At 47.7% G+C, this 22,298-nt stretch carries 17 protein-coding genes; 5 read left to right on the forward strand and 12 right to left on the reverse strand.

Translation table 11 applies throughout. The features are described from left to right. Positions 1-24 precede the first annotated feature (24 nt). Positions 25-1,428 carry an NAD-dependent malic enzyme gene (locus BK127_RS12195; RefSeq protein WP_076230337.1) on the reverse strand — a complete coding sequence of 468 codons (1,404 nt, stop codon included), beginning with the start codon at positions 1,426-1,428 and terminating at the stop codon, positions 25-27. 415 nt (positions 1,429-1,843) lie between these two features. Between BK127_RS12195 and BK127_RS12200 the strand changes: the two genes are divergently transcribed. Beyond that, complete coding sequence (locus tag BK127_RS12200) at positions 1,844-2,830, forward strand: C40 family peptidase (protein WP_076230338.1); 987 nt, start codon at positions 1,844-1,846, stop codon at positions 2,828-2,830. An 80-nt stretch (positions 2,831-2,910) separates the two neighbouring features. Here BK127_RS12200 and BK127_RS12205 read toward each other — a convergent pair whose 3' ends face one another. The 6 genes from BK127_RS12205 to coxB form a co-directional block, all read right to left on the reverse strand. Beyond that, a complete protein-coding gene (locus BK127_RS12205; RefSeq protein ID WP_076230339.1) occupies positions 2,911-3,366 on the reverse strand; it encodes a DUF420 domain-containing protein in 456 nt (151 codons plus the stop codon). A gap of 28 nt (positions 3,367-3,394) precedes the next feature. Further along, positions 3,395-4,303, reverse strand: a complete 909-nt coding sequence (locus BK127_RS12210) for a cytochrome c oxidase assembly protein (RefSeq protein ID WP_256711280.1) — start codon at positions 4,301-4,303, stop codon at positions 3,395-3,397. A gap of 108 nt (positions 4,304-4,411) precedes the next feature. Further along, a complete protein-coding gene (locus tag BK127_RS12215) occupies positions 4,412-4,726 on the reverse strand; it encodes a cytochrome C oxidase subunit IV family protein (RefSeq protein WP_076230340.1) in 315 nt (104 codons plus the stop codon). Beyond that, entirely contained in the window at positions 4,727-5,347 is a 621-nt protein-coding gene (locus tag BK127_RS12220) for a cytochrome (ubi)quinol oxidase subunit III (protein WP_076230341.1), read from the reverse strand. Beyond that, entirely contained in the window at positions 5,344-7,155 is a 1,812-nt protein-coding gene (gene ctaD / locus BK127_RS12225; protein ID WP_076230637.1) for a cytochrome c oxidase subunit I, read from the reverse strand. The genes BK127_RS12220 and ctaD overlap by 4 nt, the downstream gene beginning before the upstream one ends. A 71-nt stretch (positions 7,156-7,226) precedes the next feature. After that, positions 7,227-8,267, reverse strand: a complete 1,041-nt coding sequence (gene coxB / locus BK127_RS12230; RefSeq protein WP_076230342.1) for a cytochrome c oxidase subunit II — start codon at positions 8,265-8,267, stop codon at positions 7,227-7,229. Between the two features lie 331 nt (positions 8,268-8,598). Here coxB and BK127_RS12235 point away from each other — a divergent pair, with 331 nt between their 5' ends. The 4 genes from BK127_RS12235 to BK127_RS12250 all read left to right on the forward strand — a co-directional run bounded on the left by BK127_RS12235 (position 8,599) and on the right by BK127_RS12250 (position 13,499). Beyond that, positions 8,599-9,285 carry a hypothetical protein gene (locus BK127_RS12235; protein ID WP_076230343.1) on the forward strand — a complete coding sequence of 229 codons (687 nt, stop codon included), beginning with the start codon at positions 8,599-8,601 and terminating at the stop codon, positions 9,283-9,285. A 244-nt stretch (positions 9,286-9,529) separates the two neighbouring features. After that, positions 9,530-11,497 (forward strand): DEAD/DEAH box helicase, encoded by a 1,968-nt coding sequence (locus BK127_RS12240; protein ID WP_076230344.1) that lies wholly within the window; start codon positions 9,530-9,532, stop codon positions 11,495-11,497. A 106-nt stretch (positions 11,498-11,603) separates the two neighbouring features. Beyond that, the gene (locus BK127_RS12245; RefSeq protein ID WP_076230345.1) at positions 11,604-12,194 is read left to right on the forward strand and encodes a guanylate kinase; all 591 of its coding nucleotides are present in this window, start codon (positions 11,604-11,606) and stop codon (positions 12,192-12,194) included. 132 nt (positions 12,195-12,326) lie between these two features. Then, complete coding sequence (locus BK127_RS12250; RefSeq protein WP_076230346.1) at positions 12,327-13,499, forward strand: conserved virulence factor C family protein; 1,173 nt, start codon at positions 12,327-12,329, stop codon at positions 13,497-13,499. A 151-nt stretch (positions 13,500-13,650) separates the two neighbouring features. Here the strand turns inward: BK127_RS12250 and BK127_RS12255 are convergent, their stop codons facing one another. The 5 genes from BK127_RS12255 to BK127_RS12275 form a co-directional block, all read right to left on the reverse strand. Beyond that, positions 13,651-14,586, reverse strand: a complete 936-nt coding sequence (locus tag BK127_RS12255; protein WP_076230347.1) for an MBL fold metallo-hydrolase — start codon at positions 14,584-14,586, stop codon at positions 13,651-13,653. A gap of 341 nt (positions 14,587-14,927) precedes the next feature. Next, positions 14,928-17,081 (reverse strand): ABC transporter ATP-binding protein, encoded by a 2,154-nt coding sequence (locus BK127_RS12260; protein WP_076230348.1) that lies wholly within the window; start codon positions 17,079-17,081, stop codon positions 14,928-14,930. A gap of 76 nt (positions 17,082-17,157) precedes the next feature. Further along, positions 17,158-18,900 (reverse strand): ABC transporter ATP-binding protein, encoded by a 1,743-nt coding sequence (locus tag BK127_RS12265; protein ID WP_076230349.1) that lies wholly within the window; start codon positions 18,898-18,900, stop codon positions 17,158-17,160. A 187-nt stretch (positions 18,901-19,087) separates the two neighbouring features. Then, on the reverse strand, positions 19,088-20,803 hold the full coding sequence (locus tag BK127_RS12270) for an MGH1-like glycoside hydrolase domain-containing protein (protein WP_076230350.1): 1,716 nt from the start codon (positions 20,801-20,803) through the stop codon (positions 19,088-19,090). Positions 20,804-20,897: 94 nt separating this feature from the next. Continuing rightward, positions 20,898-22,223: an ABC transporter substrate-binding protein gene (locus BK127_RS12275; protein WP_076230351.1), complete on the reverse strand. Its 1,326-nt coding sequence runs from the start codon at positions 22,221-22,223 to the stop codon at positions 20,898-20,900. Positions 22,224-22,298 lie beyond the last annotated feature (75 nt).

Genomic DNA, 22,298 nt, shown 5'->3' on the forward strand with positions numbered 1-22,298 from the left:
ACTTGTATCAAGTATCATTCGCTTTTAACGAAAATCTGGTGGAATCCGGCGAGCAACACCCGTACGAATCGCTGCCTCGATAACAGCATGGCGAACATTGGTTACTACATGATCGTTAAATATACTTGGGATAATATAAAGCTCATTCAGCTCATCATCGCTCACGACCGAAGCAATGGCACGAGCGGCAGCCAGCTTCATATCCTCATGGATACGGCGTGCTCTGCAATCCAATGCCCCTCTGAAAAGCCCCGGGAAGCACAGCACATTGTTGATCTGATTCGGATAATCACTACGTCCTGTTGCCAGCACACGAACATGCGCTTGAGCAATTTCCGGATCGATTTCCGGATGAGGATTGGCAAGAGCAAACACGATCGCATCATTAGCCATCGACTGAACATGCTCAACCTTCAGCAGTCCCGCACGCGACACCCCAATGAAAACATCAGCCCCGTGAATAACCTTGTCCAAGCCTCCAGCAACATCTTCAACCTGAGGTTGTTCAGCAAGCCATTGCCACATCGGTTGATCATAGGTTTGACCGCGGACAATCGCACCATCACGGTCAACCGGCACAAGGCGCTTAACCCCTGCCGCGAGCAGCATTTTGCAAACCGATACACCAGCAGCCCCGATTCCATTGACTACAACACGTATGGATTCAATTGGCTTGTCCACAACCTTCAGCGCGTTAATCAGCCCAGCCATCATGACTACAGCTGTTCCATGCTGATCATCATGAAATACCGGTATATCGAGTTCCTCCTCCAATCGGGATTCAATCTCGAAGCAGCGCGGCGAACTGATATCCTCCAGATTAATACCGCCAAAGATAGGACTGATCACTTTCACAGTACGAATAATTTCCTCTGTATCCTTCGTGTCCAGGCAGATCGGGAACGCATCCACACCAGCCAGCTGCTTGAACAGCATCGCTTTCCCTTCCATTACCGGAGCAGCAGCCTGCGGTCCAATATCACCCAGCCCCAGAACAGCCGTGCCGTCCGTAATAACAGCTACCGTATTCCTTTTGATAGTTAAGGAATAAGCCTTTAGTGGATTTTCTTGAATAGCGGTGCAGACACGGGCTACCCCTGGTGTATATACACGGGACAAGTCATCTCGATTTTTGATCGGCATATTCGGTTGAACAGAAATTTTACCGCCCAGATGAGCAAGAAAGGTACGATCCGACACGTTGATGAGTGTGATCCCTTTCAGGTCCTTAATAGCTTGAACGACTTCAGCCTCAATCGAATCCTGCACATCTATCGTAATATCTCTAACCGAGGATTCCTTGCCGACACGGATAACGTCAATCGAAGTTACATCTCCGCCCGCACGGCTAATAACTGCAGCCACATCACCAAAAGTTACCAAATCATGTGCTAACTCTACCCGTAAAATGATACTTGTATTTGCCATAAAATCCTCCTTCTGTTCATCATAATGAACCTTGTTCTCAATACTGTTTTCACTATCATATCATGTTGACTTTTCAGTTACAATCCTAATTCTTACTTCTGTCCACAATACCATGAAAACCATGTCAACATTTACCACTAAACTTAGCTGGTTCAAGCGACGATATAATGGGTACCCCGCCAAATCTTGGACAAGCCTCGAACCCTATGAAGCGGTGGAGTCCAATATAAAGGACTTTCGATTGGATTCTAACCCCATTGTGGCTGTCAAACGGGTTAGATGTCAAATCAACAATTTCGATAACCAACCACAGCTTTTTTTATCGATTCCCAGGCAAACCTCGTTCTCCTGCTTAAAAGCAATGAGAATGTTTATATACATAAGGTTTGAAAACATCAACTGGAGGTATTACATTTTGAAAAAACATCTTGCGACATTGCTGTTAGCCACCACTCTCACCACAGGCGTCGGTCTACTCGTCCCCAACCAAGCCGATGCTTCATCAGCCGTCATTGTCAGCAGCGTTAACTTCAGAACTGGAGCGTCCGTCGATTCGAGCAGCAAAGGATTTTTGAAAGCCGGAGAGACTGTTGAAATTTTATCAAAAATCAATGACTACTGGTACAAAATCCGTGATTCCAAAGGAGAAACCGGTTATGTATCAACTAGCAGCCAATACATAAAAGAGACCTCTTCTGGCGGCAGTGGCACCACCGATCCTTCCTCGGCCGTCATTGTTAGCAGCGTTAACTTCAGAACAGGTGCATCCACCGATTCGAGCAGCATCAGATTTTTGAAAGCCGGAGAAACCGTTAAAATTTTGTCGAAGGTTAATGACTATTGGTACAAAGTCAGTGATTCCAATGGAGTCACAGGTTATGTATCAACCAACAGCCAATACATAAAACCGTCCACATCCGGTGGTAGTAGCGGCGGAAGTGGAGGTAATAACGGCGGCAATACCAGTAACACCATTAATAGTGTTATCAAAGCGGGCAAATCCTATTTAGGTACCCCCTATGAGTATGGTTCCGACCGTTCCAACACCAATACCTTCGATTGCTCTGATTTCGTACGCCAGGCTTTTAAAGATGGTGCCAATATTACACTACCAAGCGACTCCAGACAGCAGGGTGACTACGTCCGCAAAATCGGTAAAACCACTACCAATTGGAGCAACCTCAAGGTAGGCGACCTGATGTTCTTCATGGATTACAAAGGAACAAGCAAATCCGCATATCCCAGCAATACAGCTAATCAGCGTATTACACATGTAGGCATCTATCTGGGAGACGGTAAAATCTTGCACACCTATTCCAAGGAATCCGGTGGAGTCCGCATTGATACTATTGATAATAGACACTGGGAATACCGGTTTATATTTGGAGGAAGCGCGCTTTAATCTGAATCCCGGACTCATAATCAATACGTAATAAAAAGAAGCAGATGCATCCATCTCATGGACAAGCATCTGCTTCTTTATTATATGCCAAATATCGCATTGATCATCGGTTTGGTATCTCCACCTGGATACATCACATACAGAAGAATGAATACGGCTACACCTGTAGGTGCTGTTAGAAGCCACATTACGGCTGTCCAACGCCCTATTTTGCGGTGTCTGGCAAATCTTTGTTTATACGCAAGCAGCAGCGTGACGATTCCGAATACGCCGCCTGTCGTAGCCAAGGCAATGTGAAAAAATAAAAATAAATGGTAGGGAAGCTTTAAATGCTCGGGACCCCCAAAGCTTGTATTGCCGACGAACAACGTTCTCGATACATATATAATAAAAAAGGCAAGTGCGAACACCGCACCCCACACCATCAGCTTTTGGTGTGTTTGACGGTTACCCTTCACAATCTGGTACCATCCACAGGCGACAAAGATCGCACTGATCACTATAAAGCTGGTGCTGATCGTTGGTAAAATAGGCATACCGAGTCCCACCTAACCCATCATAAATTTAAGCTCGATTCATTTGAACAGAAGGCTGGGCTTGTGGATGCTGAATCAGAGACTCATTCATCAGATCTTCTTCCGCTTCCATTTTGCGCTCTCTCCGGTACCAGCCGAAGAAGGTATACGCAAGCGCCACGGCATAAACAATTTCCTGAACAATCTTCATAATGACCCCGCCAAGCTGCTGATCATTAAGCACCGACATGAACAAATACTGTTCAGGAACGTCAGCATAGGCTTGATATAAAGGTGATCCTGCAAATATGATCAATGCGCAGGCAGGTGTCAGCAAGATCCCGTTAACGAAGATATAACCCATCTTCTTCAGCTCGGACATCCGGTTATATTCAGGTAACGGACAAAATACAGGGAACCACAGCTGAAAAGCAGCCAGTAGAAAAATAGCTTTGTACAGCTCATGAAGCGGCATGTTGGCCATTAAAGTATCCATAATGATCGGAATATGATAAAAGGAGAACACCATATTAAACACGAACAAAGAGATCAATGGCGATGTAAAAGCCTGCATAAAAGCCTTCATCGCTTTCGGTTTCAATACAGGGCGCAGCAGCCATCCAGGCAGTCCCAGCAACAGCAGCGGAGGTACAACTAAATACAGAAACGACTGCTGCAGCATATGAGCGCTAAAGCTGTAGAGATGCGAATACAAGCTGAGCGGCGATCCCTCTGCTACATAGTACATCAACAACCCCAAATAAAAGTATACTAGCTGACTCCTTTTCACAGGTGCTGTATCCGCAAAACGATGACGCCAGCGAGTTACAGCCAAACTGTACAGCCAGCCGATAATGACAACAATGAGGAGCAACCCGGGACTCCACAGGTTAGCAAAACCCGCCGACATAATATCTCCTGTTGTGTGCTCCATATGACCCATTGCTTCCATGTTCATGATGATTCTCCTTTCTCACTAACCTTAATTTCCTGCCTACTTACTTTGTGAAAAATAGTGCATGCTCAATAGAAAGAAGAGGCTTTTATTTCTAAAAGCCTCCTCTACTTACCACCAAGTCCAGTAGACGGCTGCCGCTACTGCAGTTAAAGCTACGATGAATCCAAATATAATCCCTACAATAGGAAACAGGTGACCTCTTTCCTTCATGTGCATCCAATAAGCTAATTGGAAAATCGCTTGTACGATCCCAAGACCCGTTAGGAAAAGAATGAGAAACCAACGATCCAATCCGCCATAAAGTACAGCGGCAAAGGCTATCATTGTTAAAAGAATCGATACAATATAAGACAAGTAATGGTTCTTAGGGCTTTCCGCTTTATGGCGCTTAGCCGCTGGTGTTGCATGCTGTTGGCTGCTCATTTACGGTCCCACCTTCCCCAATAAGTACACTACGGTGAAGATAAATACCCATACTACGTCGATAAAGTGCCAATAAAGTCCGGCAACGTAATACTTAGGGGCAGTTACGACTGTAAGTCCTTTTTTGAACGAAGATATAATTAACAATGTGATCCATAGTACACCGAACGCTACGTGCGCTCCATGGAAGCCAACGAGTGTATAAAAGGAAGTAGCAAATGCGCTCTTCGTAAATACATGACCTTCATGAACATATTCCATGAACTCGTAAATTTCCAGACCCAGGAATCCCAAACCCAGCAATACGGTAACAGCCATCCACAAGTTCAGCTTTTTCAAATCATTACGATGCATGGCCATTGTAGCGAATACGCTGGTCAAGGAACTCGTTAACAAAATAAATGTGGAAATTCCGACTGTTGTCAGATTAAACAATTCTTGTCCAGTTGGACCATCAGGAACCTGATTACGTAATGCGATGAACGTTGCGAACAACGTACCGAACAATACGCACTCTCCGCCAAGGAAGAGCCAGAAGCCCGTGACCTTATTCTTGCCTTCCAATGTCGCGGTTTCTGCGTGAGGTGGCAGTGCACCGCCTACTTCATGATGCGCACTCATGCCTTAGCCCCCTTATCTTCAAGTTCTTCCGGCTCAATATGAAAGCCCTTGTCATCATATACCGAACGAAGGAACATACAAGCCAGCATGATGCCTCCACCGATAATAGCGACAGAATACGTGTGATACATAAAACCGAAACCTGCAATAAAGAATCCGATTGAGAATATTAAAGGCAGGATCGATGCGGATGGCATATGAATCGAACCAATAGGTTCGGCAGGCGTCATTTCCTTGTTGCCAGCCATCTTTTCTTTCCACAATGCATCCAAACCACGAACAAGTGGAGTTTGTTTAAAGTTATATTCAGGTGCAGGAGAAGGAATCGACCACTCCAGTGTACGACCATCCCAAGGATCTGCAGGTGCATTTTTTGGTTTTCTTGCTGCTACAATTGCATTGATCAGGAATACGATAGTACCAATACCCATCAGGAAAGCACCAATCGTACTGACAAAGTTACCTTCTTCAAGCCCTACGCCTGGCTGGTATGTAAATACGCGGCGTGGCATCCCCATAAGCCCAAGGAAATGCTGCGGGAAGAATGTCAGATGGAACCCGATAAAGAATGTCCAGAAGTGAACTTTGCCAAGCGTCTCGCTAAGCATACGTCCGAACATTTTTGGCCACCAATAGTAAAGGCCTGCAAATAATCCCAGTACAAGTCCACCAACGATAACGTAATGGAAATGCGCGACAACAAAGTAAGTATCGTGGTACTGGTAATCTGCCGGTGGAACTGCAAGCATAACCCCAGTCACACCACCCATAACAAAGGTTGGAATAAACGCTGTTGCAAACATATTAGCTGTCGAGAACGTAATTTGACCGCCCCACAATGTAAACAGCCAGTTAAAGATTTTAACGCCTGTAGGTACGGCAATGGCCATTGTTGCAATCGCAAAAATCGCATTACCTATTGGACCAATACCTGTTGTAAACATATGGTGGACCCAAACCATGAAGCCCAGGAATCCGATCAACGCTGTTGCGAATACCATGGAGCTGTATCCGAAAAGACGCTTTTTGGAAAACGTACTGACGATTTCGGAAATGATTCCGAAAGCAGGAAGAATCAGAATGTATACTTCGGGATGCCCAAAGATCCAGAATAAATGCTCCCATAGTACAGCGTTCCCACCCTTGGAAATTTCGAAGAAAGCACCGCCAAACATACGGTCAAACATAAGCTCAACCAAACCAACCGTGATCGCCGGGAAAGCGAACAGGATCAAAGCCGAAGTAATAAAAGCCGTCCATGTAAACATTGGCATTCTCATGTAAGTCATGCCTGGTGCCCGCATGTTAATAATCGTAACGAGGAAGTTAATCCCCCCAATTAGTGTACCCAATCCTGCGATTTGCAGACCTAGTACATAAAAGTCGACCCCATGATATGCGGACGTGGTATCGACGATGGCAGATAATGGAGCATAAGCTGTCCAACCGGCCGTTGGAGCACCGCCCAAAAACCAGCTCACGTTCAGCATTACGCCACCAAAGAAGAATAACCATAAGCCAAGCGCATTAACGAAAGGGAATGCAACATCTCGCGCTCCAATCTGGAGTGGAACAATCGCATTCATAAATGCAAATATGATCGGCATTGCGGCAAAGAAAATCATCGTTGTACCATGCATTGTTGTCAGAGCATTAAACGCATCGCCAACAAAAATTTTCTGATCAGGAAACGCAAGCTGAATCCGGATCAAAATAGCTTCCAGACCGCCTATCAAGAAAAAGAAGCCGCCTGCGATTAAATACAAAATACCGATCTTTTTGTGGTCAACCGTAGTTAACCAATCCATAAGTCCACTGTAGTGCTTTACTGGATGAGAGTTTGCCAACGTATTTTACCTCCTTTTTTCCAAAATCGTCCCTATTTCAGAGCATTCAAATATTTAATAACATCGTTGATTTGTTGATCTTGCAGCGGTTTCGATCCTGTAGGACCAAAAGCAGGCATTTTATTACCCGGTTTCACGGACTGAGGATTACTAATCCATTCATGCAGCTTCGCATCATTGATATCCTTGCCATCCTTGTCTATACGAGGCAACACACCTGCAATCATTTCACGTGAAGCAAAACCGTTCAGATTCGGTCCCATCCCAAGGCCTTCGGGACTGACCGCGTGACAGGCGAGACAGTTATCTTTAAACACCTGTTCACCATTCCGCGCATCTGCAGAAATAGTCGCAGGAGCTTTCATTTTATCAACCCACTTGGTAAAATCGGCTTCGGTCTTCGATATAACCTTGAAGTCCATCAATGCATGTGACGCTCCACAGAGCTCCGCGCACTTACCCATAAAGACAGCGGCATCATCCGCCTCAAAATACATCGTGTTGGTCATGCCCGGATTGGTATCCTGCTTACCTGCAAGTGAAGGCACCCAGAAAGCATGCAATACGTCTGCTGAAGTAATTTCAAAGGCAATTTTCTTACCTTTTGGAATAACCAAATCTTGTGCTGTTGAAATTCCCAACTCCGGATATTCGAACTGCCACCAGAATTGATGCGCCGTTACTTTAACATGCACCGCGTCCTTGTTGCCAATATGATTTTCAGCAAGCTTAACGGTGTAGCTCACGGTTGGCACAGCCAGAATGAGCAGCAAAATAATAGGCACTACCGTCCAAATGATTTCCAGAACGTGACTGCCTTCCACTTGCTTCGGAATAATATCTTTATCGCCTTTTTTCTTCCGAAAGCGTACGAGCACATAAATATAAATCGCAAATACAATCACGGTTACCAATACCATGATGCCCAGACTCAGCTCCATCAAAAACAGCTGATCTCTAGCTACCGGACCTCTTGGCCTCAACGCTGAAAGCGTGTCGCTCCCACAGCCCGATAATAGCAACATTAACCCGACAAGAGGGATGTAACGCCACAGATTCTGCCATCGATTCATCTAATTAATCCCACCTCTAAAGCAAATATTTTTCGAACAAAAGGTCACATATTGTCAATGAGCCTATTTACCATATTAACTATAAATTCGTACCCCTTTTTTGTCAATCAATCTGGAGAAGTTCACAAATTGTTCTCAACCTGCGCCGCTGCTCGTTTTTTTCCAAATAAGCCTCTCTGATTTTATACCCTTGTTCAAGCTATTTTATGCATCGCTTTGATTTGAACTTCCACGCATAATTCTGTTTCTTTGATGAATGCTACTATCATAGTGCGAGTTCAAAAAGTCGACTTTTTGAATCTAAAACGTAAATAAACTCAAGGAGGACTTCATGCAAAATCTGCGTCTTGGCCTAACCTTTATATGTATCAGTTCCTTATTGGGTCTGTGTGGCTGCTTCAGCATTTATGACAAGAACAGTGCTTCGAATTATGGAAGCCGTACAGGAAATGCTCCACAGGATACAACACGCGCTTATCAGACTGAACAGCAAAATTCAATCGTTTCCCATCGCCATTCCACTCTTCAATTCAATCAGGCTCTGGGTGAAAAGGTCGCGGCTATGAATGGCGTTAACAGTTGTATTGTGATGATGGCCGATAAAACGGCATATGTGGCAATCTTGATTGATAACACGGCTTCAGGTACAAAAAGTGGTCCGCTGGAAACCAATAATGCGGGAACGGTAAGAGGCTTGTACAATCCGTCAACTCCGTTCAATGACTATATGGACCCTAATCTGCTGACGAACGGCTCCAATAATTATGAGACCGTCCAATATCATGACCAGATTACTCATTTGTTCAAGCAAAAGATCGCTGAAAAAATTCGCAGTTTGCAGCCTAATGTGTCCGACGTGTATATTTCCGCCAACCGTGATTACGTCAACGAATTAAACCGATTAGCCCAGGAGGCTTGGAGCGGGCATGATTTGACGCCTTATTTGCCTGAATTCGATGCTATATCTGAACGTATATTTGGTACGCTACCTACGATTCCGACGCAGTCTGAGCAATAAACCTGCTCGAAGCCCCCTCAAAGTTTCTCTTCATTAATATATATGAAGAAACCGAGAGGGGTTTTTGACGTGAATCACATGACAGGCTGGTTTCTTTTTCCTACCGATTCCTGTAGAATGCAAGGTAAGCGCCTTGAAAATACCACCACATTATTGGTTTGAATAGTGAGCCTGTTTGCACGTATACCTGCAGTTGCAAGATGTGATCAAGGAATGAACCGATAGATGAAGGAGATAACTAACAATGAAATCCAATATGTTCACCGCACTCGGCATTAGTGAAGAAGTCGCGGAAGCACTGGCACAGCAAGGATATACCGAACCGACACCAATCCAGAAGGAAGCGATTCCGATCGTATTGACAGGCAAGGATATTATCGCTCAAGCACAAACCGGAACAGGTAAAACCCTCGCTTTTGTATTGCCGATTCTGGAAAATTTCGATCCTGTCAAAAACTACACACAAGCGATGATTTTGACACCTACTCGTGAACTGGCTATTCAAATTACGGCTGAGGTGCAAAAGTGGGCTCCACTCAAAGGCATGAATGTATTGGCCGCTTACGGTGGACAAGATGTCGAACGTCAGTTGAAAAAGCTTGCAGGTACAATCCATCTGATCATCGCGACGCCTGGACGACTGCTCGACCATATACGACGCGAAACCGTGCAGTTGAATAAGCTGTCTACCCTGGTGCTCGATGAGGCCGATCAAATGCTGCATATGGGTTTTCTCAAGGACGTTGAGGAAATCATCATGCAAACACCGGTTAAACGACAAACCCTGCTCTTCTCCGCAACGATGCCGACACCGATTCGCAATCTCGCCAAAGGCTACATGAGGTCACCACAGGAAGTCAAGGTCAAATCCCGACAAATCACGCTCACCGAAATCGAGCAAATTGCTATTAAAACTACAGACCGTGGAAAGCAAGATGCCCTTGTCCATTTAATGGAAGAAATGCGTCCGTATTTGGCTATGATTTTTTGCCGTACCAAGCTGCGGGCTGCCGAATTGAATCAGGCCTTGCAGGAAATGGGCTATGTGTCCGATGAGCTGCATGGCGATCTGACCCAGGGTAAGCGCGAGCAGGTCATGAAAAGATTCCGCGATGCCAAAATTCAATTTTTGGTCGTGACGGACATTGCCTCACGTGGTCTTGATGTTGAAGGGATTACCCATGTATTTAACTACGATATGCCGCATGACACTGAGGCTTATATTCACCGGATCGGTCGGACCGGACGGGCTGGACAACGCGGAATGGCAGTTACACTGCTCACTCAGCGTGATATGAAGACGCTGGTCGAAATCGAGCAGGGTATCAACGCACAGCTGCCGATTCGTACGATGCATGCCGACGGCGAGCTGAGCGCAGAGCAAACCAGCGGACGCACCCGTGTTGTCCGCAGCGGCGACAAGGATCGCGTGAGCATGAGCACAGAGCGGGCGGAGCGCGATGGAGCGCGCGGACGTGGTGAGCGTGGCGGCGCACGCCGCGGAGCAGCAGGCGCAAGCGATGGGCCTCGCCGAAGCCGCAGTGGCTTTGGCGGCAACGCGCCAAGCGGGCGTGGACGCGCAGGAGCGGCTGGCGGACAGCGTGGCGCGGACGCTGGCGGCTGGCGCGATCGCAGCGGCGCAGCACCGGCAGCGCGTGGCGATGAACGCGCCAACGCTGGCAGTGCTCGCACCGTGCGGGGCGACGCACGACGCGGAGAAGCAAGCGGCGATACTGAGCGTGTGCGCGGTGGTGGCGAAGAAAGAGGCTTAAGCGGGATTTTTGGCAAGCCCGGTGCTCCCAATCGGAATCGTGATCGCGAGTATGGTACACACAATCGGTCAGCTGGCTCTTCCCGGTCAGAAAGACCAAGCCGTGAGAACGGTGAATCCACGAATAGCCGTGCCGGTGCATCTGCTTCCAGATATGGAACTGGGACAGGGGCCGGTCGGGCTAGTAATGGTGGTGCTGCGGGATCAGCTCGTGACGGTGGAGAATGGACCAGCAAGCGTGATGCTCAGCAGCGAGCCAAGGCAAGTACAGGCCGTGGAGCTTCAGCCGCCCGTGGCGGTGATCGTACCGGTGCAGCAGGCGGCGGACGGCAGGATCGGAATCCACAATCCTCTCCTACCCCAAGAGGCTCTGCACCCGCTAGCCGAGGTGCCCGTCCAGGCAGCAAGGGCAGTGGACCTCGTGGACGCAACGGACGCTAAAACCTTGATTTACACAACATAAATACAGAATGAAGCCTTTACCCTGAGAGTAAAACCATGTAAAATAAAGGGTACGCAACAACTCTCAACTCAAGGAGGGGCTTCTATGTACGAATTAAAGGACCATGACATTATTTTCATTTTCACCGGCCCTAATGGTGCTGGTCGGAAAACCGTAGCACAAATGTTGGGTGATACGCTTGGCATGAAACAAGTTCTTTCGCACACTACAAGAGCACCCCGATCTGGAGAAGAGGATGGACTGGACTATCATTTTGTAACCCCTGAGGCTTTTACACAAGCGCAGCAGAACAACGAATTTATTGAGGTCATTGAATTAGACGGCAATCGTTATGGCGTTCTGGAGCAAGATTTGGCAAATTCCCTGCAAGCGCATGGCGTGATTTATCTGGTTCTGAATCGGCAAGGTGCCGATACCGTGAAACAGCTCTATGGACGAAAAGCAATTCGTATCTTCATCTATACTGATCGGCAAACCATTATCAAACGTGAGGAGCTGCGCGGCTATTCAGCTGACAGCATTGTGAAATCCACAGCTCATTATGATGAAGAAATGGCATACAAAGAACAGTGTGAACATATTTTTGAAAATCTTGATCTGGCTCATACCGTGTTTGATTTGACCAAGACTTTGGACGACAACTACTTACATCGTAATCTCGTTGATAAGGACTAGGCTCAACAGCACATACTAAAAGACCGGTACTTGCGCGGACATGCGTGAACGGTCTTTTTTTATATGATGCTCGCGTTCCATTATCACTTGACGGTACAGCCGTTAATTCATGCATAGAAAGGTGGCAATACCTTGCATATCGTATCCATCGAACCGACGCCAAGTCCTAATTCCATGAAAATCCAGTTAGACGAGCGTATTCCCGACGGCGTGCGGTCGACTTATACCAAAGCGAACATCGATCAGGCTCCAGCTTTTATCGCCAAGCTGTTTGCCATCCATGGAGTCAAAAGTGTGTATCACGCTGCTGACTTTCTAGCTGTCGATCGGATTGGCAGCAACGATTGGCAGCCGATTTTGGCGCAAATTCACGAAGTACTGGGCGGCAGCCCATCCACCATGGATCAGTTCCAGCCTGCTGCAGATGCAGCTGATTCGAGCAATATCTCTTCTTTCGGCGAGGTTCAGGTACTGCTGCAGCACTTTCGGGGTATTCCGCTTCAGGTTCGTGTAACAAGCGGTATGGAACAGCAGCGTGCTGGACTGCCGCAGCGCTTTACTGATGCGGCTATCCGTGCAGCGTCCGCAGCACCCAATCTGATCAAGGAGCGCTCACTTGAGGATTGGGGTATCCGGTACGGCGAGCTTAAGGAAGTATTAGAAGAAATCACTCAGGAAATAGATGCGGCTTATGATGAAACCCGCCTACAGTCTCTAATTGAGCAGTCACTGCAGTTGGGTGGCGCATCGGTAGAAGGCACTGCTGCTGTAAGCTCGGCAGGCCGGGCTATCTTATCCAAAGAAGAGCTGCTGCTGCAATTGGCAGCCCCTGATTGGAAGCAGCGCTATGCAGCTTTACAGCAAATTAAACCCTCTATCGAAACACTGCCGCTGTTGACACATGCCCTAAAGGATGAGAAATCGTCAATTCGCCGTCTCGCGACCGTATATTTGGGTGATTTGAAGGATACGTTGGATGTGCTGCCTTACTTGCAGCCTGCACTAGAGGATTCAACAGCTTCGGTACGCCGTACGGCAGGCGACACGCTGTCCGATATCGGTGATCCTGGCGCTGTCCCCATGATGATGAAAGCACTGAACGATCCCAATAAGCTGGTTCGCTGGCGTGCAGCACGTTTCCTCTATGAGGTCGGTGATGAGCAAGCCCTAACAGCACTGCGGCCAGCAGAGGATGATCCTGAATTTGAAGTCCGTATGCAGATCAAGATGGCAATCGAACGGATTGAAGGCGGCCATGCAGCAGAAGGTTCGGTCTGGCAGCAAATGACGCGAAGATCTGAATAGCAGAGGATTGAAGACTATTGGAATCTAACTGATATTATTTTACAAATATGGTATCTATTTAATTTACCAAAATGATGATAACCCTCCAAAACTCACTTTAGGAGTGATTCCGGGGGGTTATTCATTTTATATTATTTGAATATTTGAATAGTTATGACTTGATCAACGTTTCACCATGCTTCAATACCCGCAGCTTATCTATGGGCAGCTCCCGCTTGCTCCATTCCGCATACAAACGATCCAACGCTTCGCGCGGAGTATCGTCTGCCAGTCGGAAAGCTCCGTAGTGCATCGGGATAAATTCCTCCGCCTGGACATCGATGAAAGCTTGTATCGCTTGCTCAGGCGAAACATGCTGCAAGGACATAAACCATTCCGGCTCATAAGCACCGATCGGCATCAACGCATAGCGGATCGCAAACCTTTCGCCAATCCGCTGGAAGCCTGGGAAGTAGCCGCTATCCCCGACAAAATACACCGCCTCACGCTCCACGTCCGTACGGGTCGCAGGCTGAATGACCCAACCGCCCCAATGCGAGCGGTTAATATCAAACGGCGTCCGGCGTGTCCAATGCTGCGCTGGCACAAAGTGCAGCTCAATGCCTCCAAGCTGCACATGACCCCACCAGCTCAGCTCCGTTACATGAGCATAGCCTCTGGCTCGCAGCTTGCCGCTAAGTCCTTCGGGTACATATAAAGGTGTATCTTTGAACGCTCGTAAGGTGCGCATATCCATATGATCATAATGACTGTGCGAAATAAGCACGGCATCGATACAAGGCAGTTCCTGCATACGTAAGCCTGGAGGCGCCAGACGCCGCTCCAGTCCCATTCGTTCCGACCAGACCGGATCAGTCAGCAGGTTGAAGCCGCCCATTTGAATCAGAAAGGTGGAGTGACCGATCCAGGTGATCGTCGTTTTCTCCCGATTACTGCGAAGAAAATCAATTTCCTTCTGCTCACAGGTCGGTACCACATAGGATAAGTCCTTGATTTTTTCCTTACGCTCTTTGCGCCATTGACGTAAATCCTTAAGAACCTTGCCATGTCGGACGCCATTCATATTTTCAAAACGTTTCCCCTTCATCGTCTTCCCTCCCTCTTGAGTATCTTTTCTTTACTATAGCCTTTTCATTACCTGACGCAAAACGACAGATTTCCCCATTAAAGCCAGCTCCCTAACGATACAGTACCTTTGTGACTTGGTGAAGCCGAGGATCTGTTGTTTAAATAGGTGCTGAGATGATCATCCTAAAAAAGCATGCCGCAAACGGTTAGGTCGTTCCGTTGCTCATGCTTTTTCAATATTACTACGAATATTCGATTTGTAAGGTTGCAGACGATCCAGAATGTCTCATTCTTTAATACCCGTTGTATAAGGCTGCTAGTCTCTGATACCTGCTCTTATTCATCGGTCCAAGGTTGTGTTTATGAAGTTGTAGAAGTTGGCTGATTGTGAACTGTCTCATGTTTGTTATTGTCCCCGCCCTTTTGCAGCTGATACATCCTATAGTAGCGTCCCTGCAGCTCCATCAACTGCTCATGATTGCCGCGCTCCACAATCTCGCCATGATTCAAAACGAGAATCAGATCAGCATCACGAATCGTCGACAGCCGGTGGGCGATCACAAACGTCGTTCGGCCTTCACTGACGACTTGCAGCGCCTGTTGAATCAAGCCCTCAGTTTCACTGTCGATACTGGCAGTCGCTTCATCTAATATCAGAATCGAGGGATCAAAGGCAAGCGCTCTTGCAAAGGAAATGAGCTGTCTTTGACCAGCTGACAATGTGCTTCCCCGCTCGACTACCGGCTCATCATAGCCCTTGGGGAGTTTTTCAATGAACCCGGCAGCTCCCACATCAGCCAGCGCCTGTTTGACTTTGCGCTCGTCAATCGCTTCATTATACAAGCCTACATTGAATTTAATATCGCCAGCGAACAGAAACGGATCCTGTAGAACAATCCCCATATGCTTGCGCAGCGCCTGCTTCGATATTCCCGCAATACTGCGCCCATCAATACGGATTTCGCCTCCGGAGGACTCGTAAAAACCGAGCAGCAGGTTCATAATTGAGCTTTTGCCTGATCCTGTATGACCAACAAGCGCAACCGTCTCGCCTTTTTTGGCCTCGAACGTGATGTTCCTCAGCACCGGCTCACCTTCTTTGTAGGCAAAGGTTACATTATCAAAGGCAACATGCCCCTCCGGTCTGGCTAAGCCAATCGCGTTCTCCAGCTCAACACCTTCCAGATCGAGAATATAAAATACTTTCTCTGCCGACACAACAGCCCGCTGGGCGTTCGTTAACTGGTCAAAAATCCCGATAATCGGCTGAAAAAACCGTCCCAAATAGTCAATAAAGGCATAAAATACACCAAACGAAATGGCCGTCTGCAGCGATTCCCCGCCAAAATACCAGATCGTTCCGGCTGTGAACAACGATCCGACCAGACCGGTAAAATTACGGGAGGATAGTGAAAATACACGCAATTGCTTTTGATTGCTGCGGTAACGGTCCTCATTCAAAACCTCAAATTCTTTCAATCGGGCCTTCTCTTGACGAAAAGCTTGTATGATCGGCATCACGGCAATCGATTCACTGATCATTGCGTTCATATCACTCAATCTGGCACGCATGATAGCAATATAACCTTTGGAAAACTTCAGATGCACCCACATCACAGCGATAAATAACGGTATCAAAATCAATGTAACCAGGGCCAATTGGACATTCAGTAAAAACAAAGCTACATAAATACCAACAACATTAATTGTACTGACCACGAAGGTAGCCATAAAGCTCATAAATAGGTCGCGGATCGCTTCCGTATCATTGGCAACGCGGGAGACAACCTGACCAATCGGCGTGTTATCAAAAAACCGCAGTGGAATCTTTTGAATATGTCGCATCAGGTCCATCCGCATCCTCTGAATGATTCGCAGCGCCGTCGATTGCAGTGTGTATGCCTGGATATAATGCAGGGTACTGGCAATGACCAGCAAAGCAATGAATACCCCAAGCCAGCCCAATACAGGACCTACCTCGTATTGATATAGCGAAGCTACCTCCGATGAGGATAGCTTGCGGGCCGGGTACAGTTCAGCTGCGGCCCCTTTCCGAATGACCTTCACGGTTACTTGTGAAGATTCCGGAGCCACTCCACTCAGCTCAGCTGCCGTAGCGGGCTGAACTGACCAATTACCATCAAAATCCTGAGCTGTATTGATCAGGTACATTCCGCTCTCCAGCTGCATGAAGCGTACTTCCTTCCAGCCTGAACGGATCGCTTGCTGTCTGGCTTCTGACGGATCGGCATGCAGCCAATCGCTGCGGTAATAAATAAGGCCGTTTAACTCGACAGCCTTCATCGTTTGCGCTAAAGCCGGATACTCCTTGGCTTCGTACCAAGGCAGCTGTACGCTGCTGATGTGTTTATCAATAATCGTTTTCGCGATATAAGGACCGCCCAGCTCCGCTCCTACCGCACAGCACAGTACAAGCAGCGCGGCCATAATACGCACTTTGTAAATTAATGCGTAAGAGGCCAGCCTTCGAACTACCGTTTGTTGGGATGCCATGGTTCCATTCCTTTCACGCTTCGCGCTGCTTTTTTGTTGATCTTCTATTTGCTGATCTTCTTATTTGCGTGTTAACTCAACCTGCCAGGGTTGCCTCCATCTGTTGACGGTCAAACTGCTCCTTGTACCACCCGCCGTGCAGCATCAGCTGCTCATGTGTTCCTTCTTCGACGGTTCGTCCATCATCAAGAACGATAATCCAATCGGCATGCATCACTGCAGAAAGCCGATGTGTCGCGATCAGCGTTGTTTTGCCTGAGCGTTCCTTACGGAGATTGTTCAGAATCATGCTTTCGGTTCGTGCATCGACGGCTGATAGCGAATCATCCAAAATTAATATCTCCGGATTGACCAGCAAGGCTCGTGCAATGCTCACCCTTTGCTTTTGACCGCCTGAGAGCATCACTCCGTTCTCGCCAACAATCGTATCCAAGCCTTCCGGCAGCTGCTCCAGATCCTGAGTAAAGGAAGCCATTTCAATCGCTTTGCGAATATCCTCTTCCGTCGCTTCCGGATTGCCAAGGGCTATATTATCGCGAATCGGTTTGGATAGGAGCAGGTGCTCCTGCGGCACGTAGCCCATCCAACCGCGAACCTGCGAAAGTCCAATCTGTTCTATAGGAATGCCCGAAATTAACAGCTTCTGCGGCTCTATCGGATACTGCCTTAGCATCTGCTTCAGCAACGTACTTTTCCCACTGCCGGTCCGACCGACGATCCCAAGCGTTTGTCCGCGCTCAAGCTGCAATGAAATTCCATTTAAGCTGTCGTGTTCGGCTCCCGGGTAACGAAAGCTTAATTGTTGTAACTCAATCCGTCCCGGCTGAGCTACAGCTACTACGGGGTCATGATCCTGAACGTCTGCGGTTTGAGCAAAGCTTGCTGATAACCGATCCACGGATGCCGTCCCACGCTGTAATATATTAATAAATTCACCGAATGCAATCATCGGCCAAATCAGCATACCGAGATAAATATTGAAGGAAACCAGCTGCCCAAGCGATATTTGATTATGAAATACCATGTAAGAGCCGTAACCGATCCCAATCGCATAGCTTAACCCGACAATCGTCGATATCGATGGATGGAACAGCGAGTTGATCGCGGCGACCTTCATATTTTTGGTCATAACGTCCTTCGTAACCTCGTCGAACTTGGCGATATCGTGCTCCTCCTGTACATAGGACCGAATGACACGCATTCCCGATATCGATTCGAGCGCACGATCATTCATCTGTCCGAAGGAGGCCTGTGCGGCCACGAACCGCTTACGCATACGTTTCCCCAGCATACTGATGACAATCGTCAGGAACGGCAGCGGAATCAATGCAGCCAGCATCAGCTTATAGCTGATGAGTGATACCATCGTGATGAGTACAACAGCTGTACCAACTAACGTATTGACCAGCGTCATCACCCCGTAACCAGCCGTTTGGCCGATAGCAAGCACATCATTGGTCGCCAGCGCCATCAGCTCACCGGTTGTATTTCGTTGGAAGAAGGACGGCGACATCTTGGTCATATGCTGCAGTAATCTGCCTCTGAGCAGCTTCTCCAACAATATAGAATTACCGAATAAGGTTGTAATCCATATATATACGATGACATAAATCATCACTGCCAAGCCCACCAGCAGCATGACATTTCGATAAAGCTCTGCTTCGGTCAGTCCTCCTGTACGGATTTGGTCAATGACGTTACCGATCATTTTGGGTGGAATAATGCTTAACAGGTTTACCGTTGCCATGAGGATAATCGCCATACCATATCTAGCCCACTGTTGTTGAAAAAACCATGAGAGCTTTTTTACAAACGTCACGCCAAACTCCTCCTTACTTGTCAATTCATCCTTCTACCATACCATAAATTGGTGATTCAAACATCGGATTTTATCATTAAAAGAAAATGTTCCCCATACATGGAGTATCGCCAAACATACAAAACAAAACCACCTCCAAATCCACTTTAAAAGTAGTTTTGGAGGTGGTCATTTTACCTAATATTACTTATCGATAAGTTGGAGCTATAACGCCAGGGTCAGACACACTTGTAAACTCCCCGTGATCAAACTGCTGTACTTCATTCCCTTTGATCGTGACCGGGTAACCCTTGCCTTCATATCGAAGCTCACCCTCGACTGTGCGGACCGACATCCCGATAATCGACTTCAAGCAGCCCTGACGGTCGGTTACAGCCCGAATGCCACTCGGAAATTGCAAATACATCTCCCCGTTACGATAAACAACTGCCTGGTCGCGTGTATTCACAAGCTCGAACTCGCTGCCTTCAATCGTGCGGCTGTACGCCGTTTCATTGGCAACCTCTTCACCGTGGTCCATCGTATAAGGAACCAATCCGGTGAACCACAGCTGTCCCTCCGGCGTTGGCAGTATACCGCTCAACCGTTCTACATAATCGAGCAGACACAATATCGCTGGGGAATACGTCTCTGTGTACCCTTCCTTCCCTGTCCAAGGGCTTAAGCATTGCGCAAAACGCTCCACACTCAAAAATGCCGATAAAATCGGAAAGATCACCCAGGTCAGCTCCACATAACGGCCATGATGCTCAAACGCATGCGGGGTACGGATCAAGCTTAAGAAATTGGAGGCTCCGCCCCAGCTATTATAGCTGGAGAAGGGATCGAATCGCGGATCATCCATGGACATGGAGGTAAACGGATATTTGGCAAAAAATTTGCTAGTATTCAATAAATAGCGGCGCAGCGTCTTATCAAAAAAATCACGGTCACCGACCTCACACGCCATCACTCTCAGCAGCACATCGGATTGTACTTTTACCCATTCGTCATTACGATCCAGATCATAAAAAAATTCATCCTGCTCATCATAGCAATAGTTGAATAAGCTGTTCAGGCTTTCCTCTGCTTTGGCCTTCCAATCTATACCGGGTTCGCCCAGTTCTTCAGCCATCCGGTGTAAATAAAGACGCTGGCAGTATACATTAGCCGTCAGGTCTGGTGCGAGAAAAGGAAGAATCGGCGAATCGGGATTACAGTACCGTGCATCGTCCCCATGCGGTGTGTCAGGAACATGCCAGAATCGGGGCGATAAATCATGTCCGGTATCAAATGTGCAAAAAGCTTCCACACAGCCGCTTCCCCGCGTATTGCGATAAGCAACCAGCCATTCGTCAAAGCGCTGCATGGCGGAATACATTTTTCGTAAAAATTGTTGATTGCGTCCATTCAGCAAATAGTGATTCCAGACGCTTCTGGCGAGCGGCGTTACCATCTGAATTTGTCGATAGGCAGCGCCATGTTCCGTTATTTTATAAGGCAGCTGACCGTCTTCGCGTTGAAAATCAGCAAAGCTTTCAAAGGAAGCCTCAGATACAGAAGGAATGAAGCGCGACAACAATTCCGAGTTAATGGAACCGGTGCTCTCCAGCCAACAGCCGAGATAGATGCCTCCTTCGTGAAGAATCGGCTTCCTTGCGGTGCCGTTTATATCGCTACCCTTACCCGTAACGGCTCGAGAGACTTGCTCGCTGCCTCCAACACAGCTGGTTGGCACGATACAATCGAGCAGTTTGCGCACAGCGCTGTCATACACGCCCTCAAAACGTGCGGAGGATGCAGCAAAACGGACTCCTGATCGCTTCCACTCAGCCAGCACATCCGCATCGGACGGTTTCTTCAATATGCCCACCTTGTCATCTATATTGATTTGCCTTAGCCGTTCTAATAGGGCTTCACTCATCATACCCGCCTCTTCTCATTCATATTTACTTGTGCGACAAGAACAGGCAGCACCCGAATGTATTCGAGTAGCTGCCCATTCCTTGCTAATTGGATTATTTATTGTTATTGAAAATTTTCACAACACCGTTATAAAAGTCGTCGACTGCTTTTTTAACATCCTTTTTGCCAAATCCGATTTCCTGAACGGTCGTTTCCGCCAGCTTGGAATATTCCGTAAAGCCCGGAGGGTTGTAGCTGACTTTGACCGGTTCCTTCTTGGCCGCATCCGACACCTTGCTCGTGTAATCGTAGATGATCTGGTCAACCGGCGTAGCTTCCTTCTTCAGCAGCTCGCGCATTGGAGCAGTTACCGGAACACCACGGTCATTACCGAGAATTTTGGCTGCGTCCGGATCATTGATCCAGTAGCTCATCAGCTGTGCAACCTCTTTTGGATATTTCGTTTTGTTATAGCCAGACATCCCTTGGCTTGATTCAAAAATAACAGCAGTGCCTTTAGGGCCGCGCGGCAATGGAACCAGTGTCAGGCTGTCCTTGATCAGATTCTGATGCGCACCGAGTGCATTGGAGGCAATCAGGCTCATTGCGACTTTACCGGTTACGATAAGCGACTTGCTCGTATCTCCTGGAGGGTTGGACACCTGCAGCTCAGGGGTCACAACTCCTCCTTCCTTGCGCAGCTTATCCCAGTAAGCGAACCACGGCTCTACGTCCTTTTGCTCGAAGCCAAGCTTGCCGCCGTCCATATCGTACAGCTGCTTGCCATTCTGTTTCAAATAAATGTCCATGCCGTCCACTGTATAGTCATAAGTACCGTAGTAATCTTTGCCCAGCTTCTGGGACAGCTCCTTGGCAATTCGGCTGAAATCATCCCAGGTCCAGCCTTCTTTCGGCAGCTCGACGCCAGCCTTCTTGAACAGCTCCGTATTCACAAGTACACCTCGGGCGTTCGCGCCCGCTGATACGTGCAGCAGCTTGCCTTTGATCGTCCCGTATTCAATCATCGACTTGTCCATATCAGTCAGATTCAGCTCTTTACCAACATAAGAACCGACATCCAGCAATACGCCCTTATTTGCATAATCGACGACATTGCCTCCGAGGAAAAATACATCCGGCGCCGTGCCTGAAGCGAGCTGTGTGTTTAATTTATCGAAATAGCCTGAGCTTGGCGCGAATTCACCAACAATTTTAATATTCGGGTTCTTCTTCTCGAAATTACGCAAAGCCTCATTCGTCCGGTCCGCACGCTTCTGGTCGCCCCACCACATTATACGAAGCTCAACCGGCTCTTTTTTGGCGGCATCCTTAGCAGTGCTGTCTGCAGCACCTGTTGGCGTACCACCTGTACTGCCTCCGCAAGCGGAAGTAACGGCCATCAATGCTGCTATGGCAGCAAATGAAACACTTTTTTTCATTTTTGTAATCCCCCTTAACTGATTATGGAAGCTTGTGTTCTGATCATACTGGATAACGCTTTCTGGATGAATCGG

It is taken from the genome of Paenibacillus sp. FSL H7-0331 (assembly GCF_001956045.1).

Bases quoted from the DNA above. Each gene is read 5' to 3' on its own strand.
- BK127_RS12195 (WP_076230337.1), bottom strand. From the start codon at position 1,428: ATGGCAAATACAAGTATCATTTTACGGGTAGAGTTAGCACATGATTTG.
- BK127_RS12205 (WP_076230339.1), bottom strand. From the start codon at position 3,366: ATGCCTATTTTACCAACGATCAGCACCAGCTTTATAGTGATCAGTGCG.
- BK127_RS12210 (WP_256711280.1), bottom strand. From the start codon at position 4,303: ATGAACATGGAAGCAATGGGTCATATGGAGCACACAACAGGAGATATT.
- BK127_RS12215 (WP_076230340.1), bottom strand. From the start codon at position 4,726: ATGAGCAGCCAACAGCATGCAACACCAGCGGCTAAGCGCCATAAAGCG.
- BK127_RS12220 (WP_076230341.1), bottom strand. From the start codon at position 5,347: ATGAGTGCGCATCATGAAGTAGGCGGTGCACTGCCACCTCACGCAGAA.
- ctaD (WP_076230637.1), bottom strand. From the start codon at position 7,155: ATGGATTGGTTAACTACGGTTGACCACAAAAAGATCGGTATTTTGTAT.
- coxB (WP_076230342.1), bottom strand. From the start codon at position 8,267: ATGAATCGATGGCAGAATCTGTGGCGTTACATCCCTCTTGTCGGGTTA.
- BK127_RS12235 (WP_076230343.1), top strand. From the start codon at position 8,599: ATGCAAAATCTGCGTCTTGGCCTAACCTTTATATGTATCAGTTCCTTA.
- BK127_RS12240 (WP_076230344.1), top strand. From the start codon at position 9,530: ATGAAATCCAATATGTTCACCGCACTCGGCATTAGTGAAGAAGTCGCG.
- BK127_RS12245 (WP_076230345.1), top strand. From the start codon at position 11,604: ATGTACGAATTAAAGGACCATGACATTATTTTCATTTTCACCGGCCCT.
- BK127_RS12255 (WP_076230347.1), bottom strand. From the start codon at position 14,586: ATGAAGGGGAAACGTTTTGAAAATATGAATGGCGTCCGACATGGCAAG.
- BK127_RS12260 (WP_076230348.1), bottom strand. From the start codon at position 17,081: ATGGCATCCCAACAAACGGTAGTTCGAAGGCTGGCCTCTTACGCATTA.
- BK127_RS12270 (WP_076230350.1), bottom strand. From the start codon at position 20,803: ATGAGTGAAGCCCTATTAGAACGGCTAAGGCAAATCAATATAGATGAC.
- BK127_RS12275 (WP_076230351.1), bottom strand. From the start codon at position 22,223: ATGAAAAAAAGTGTTTCATTTGCTGCCATAGCAGCATTGATGGCCGTT.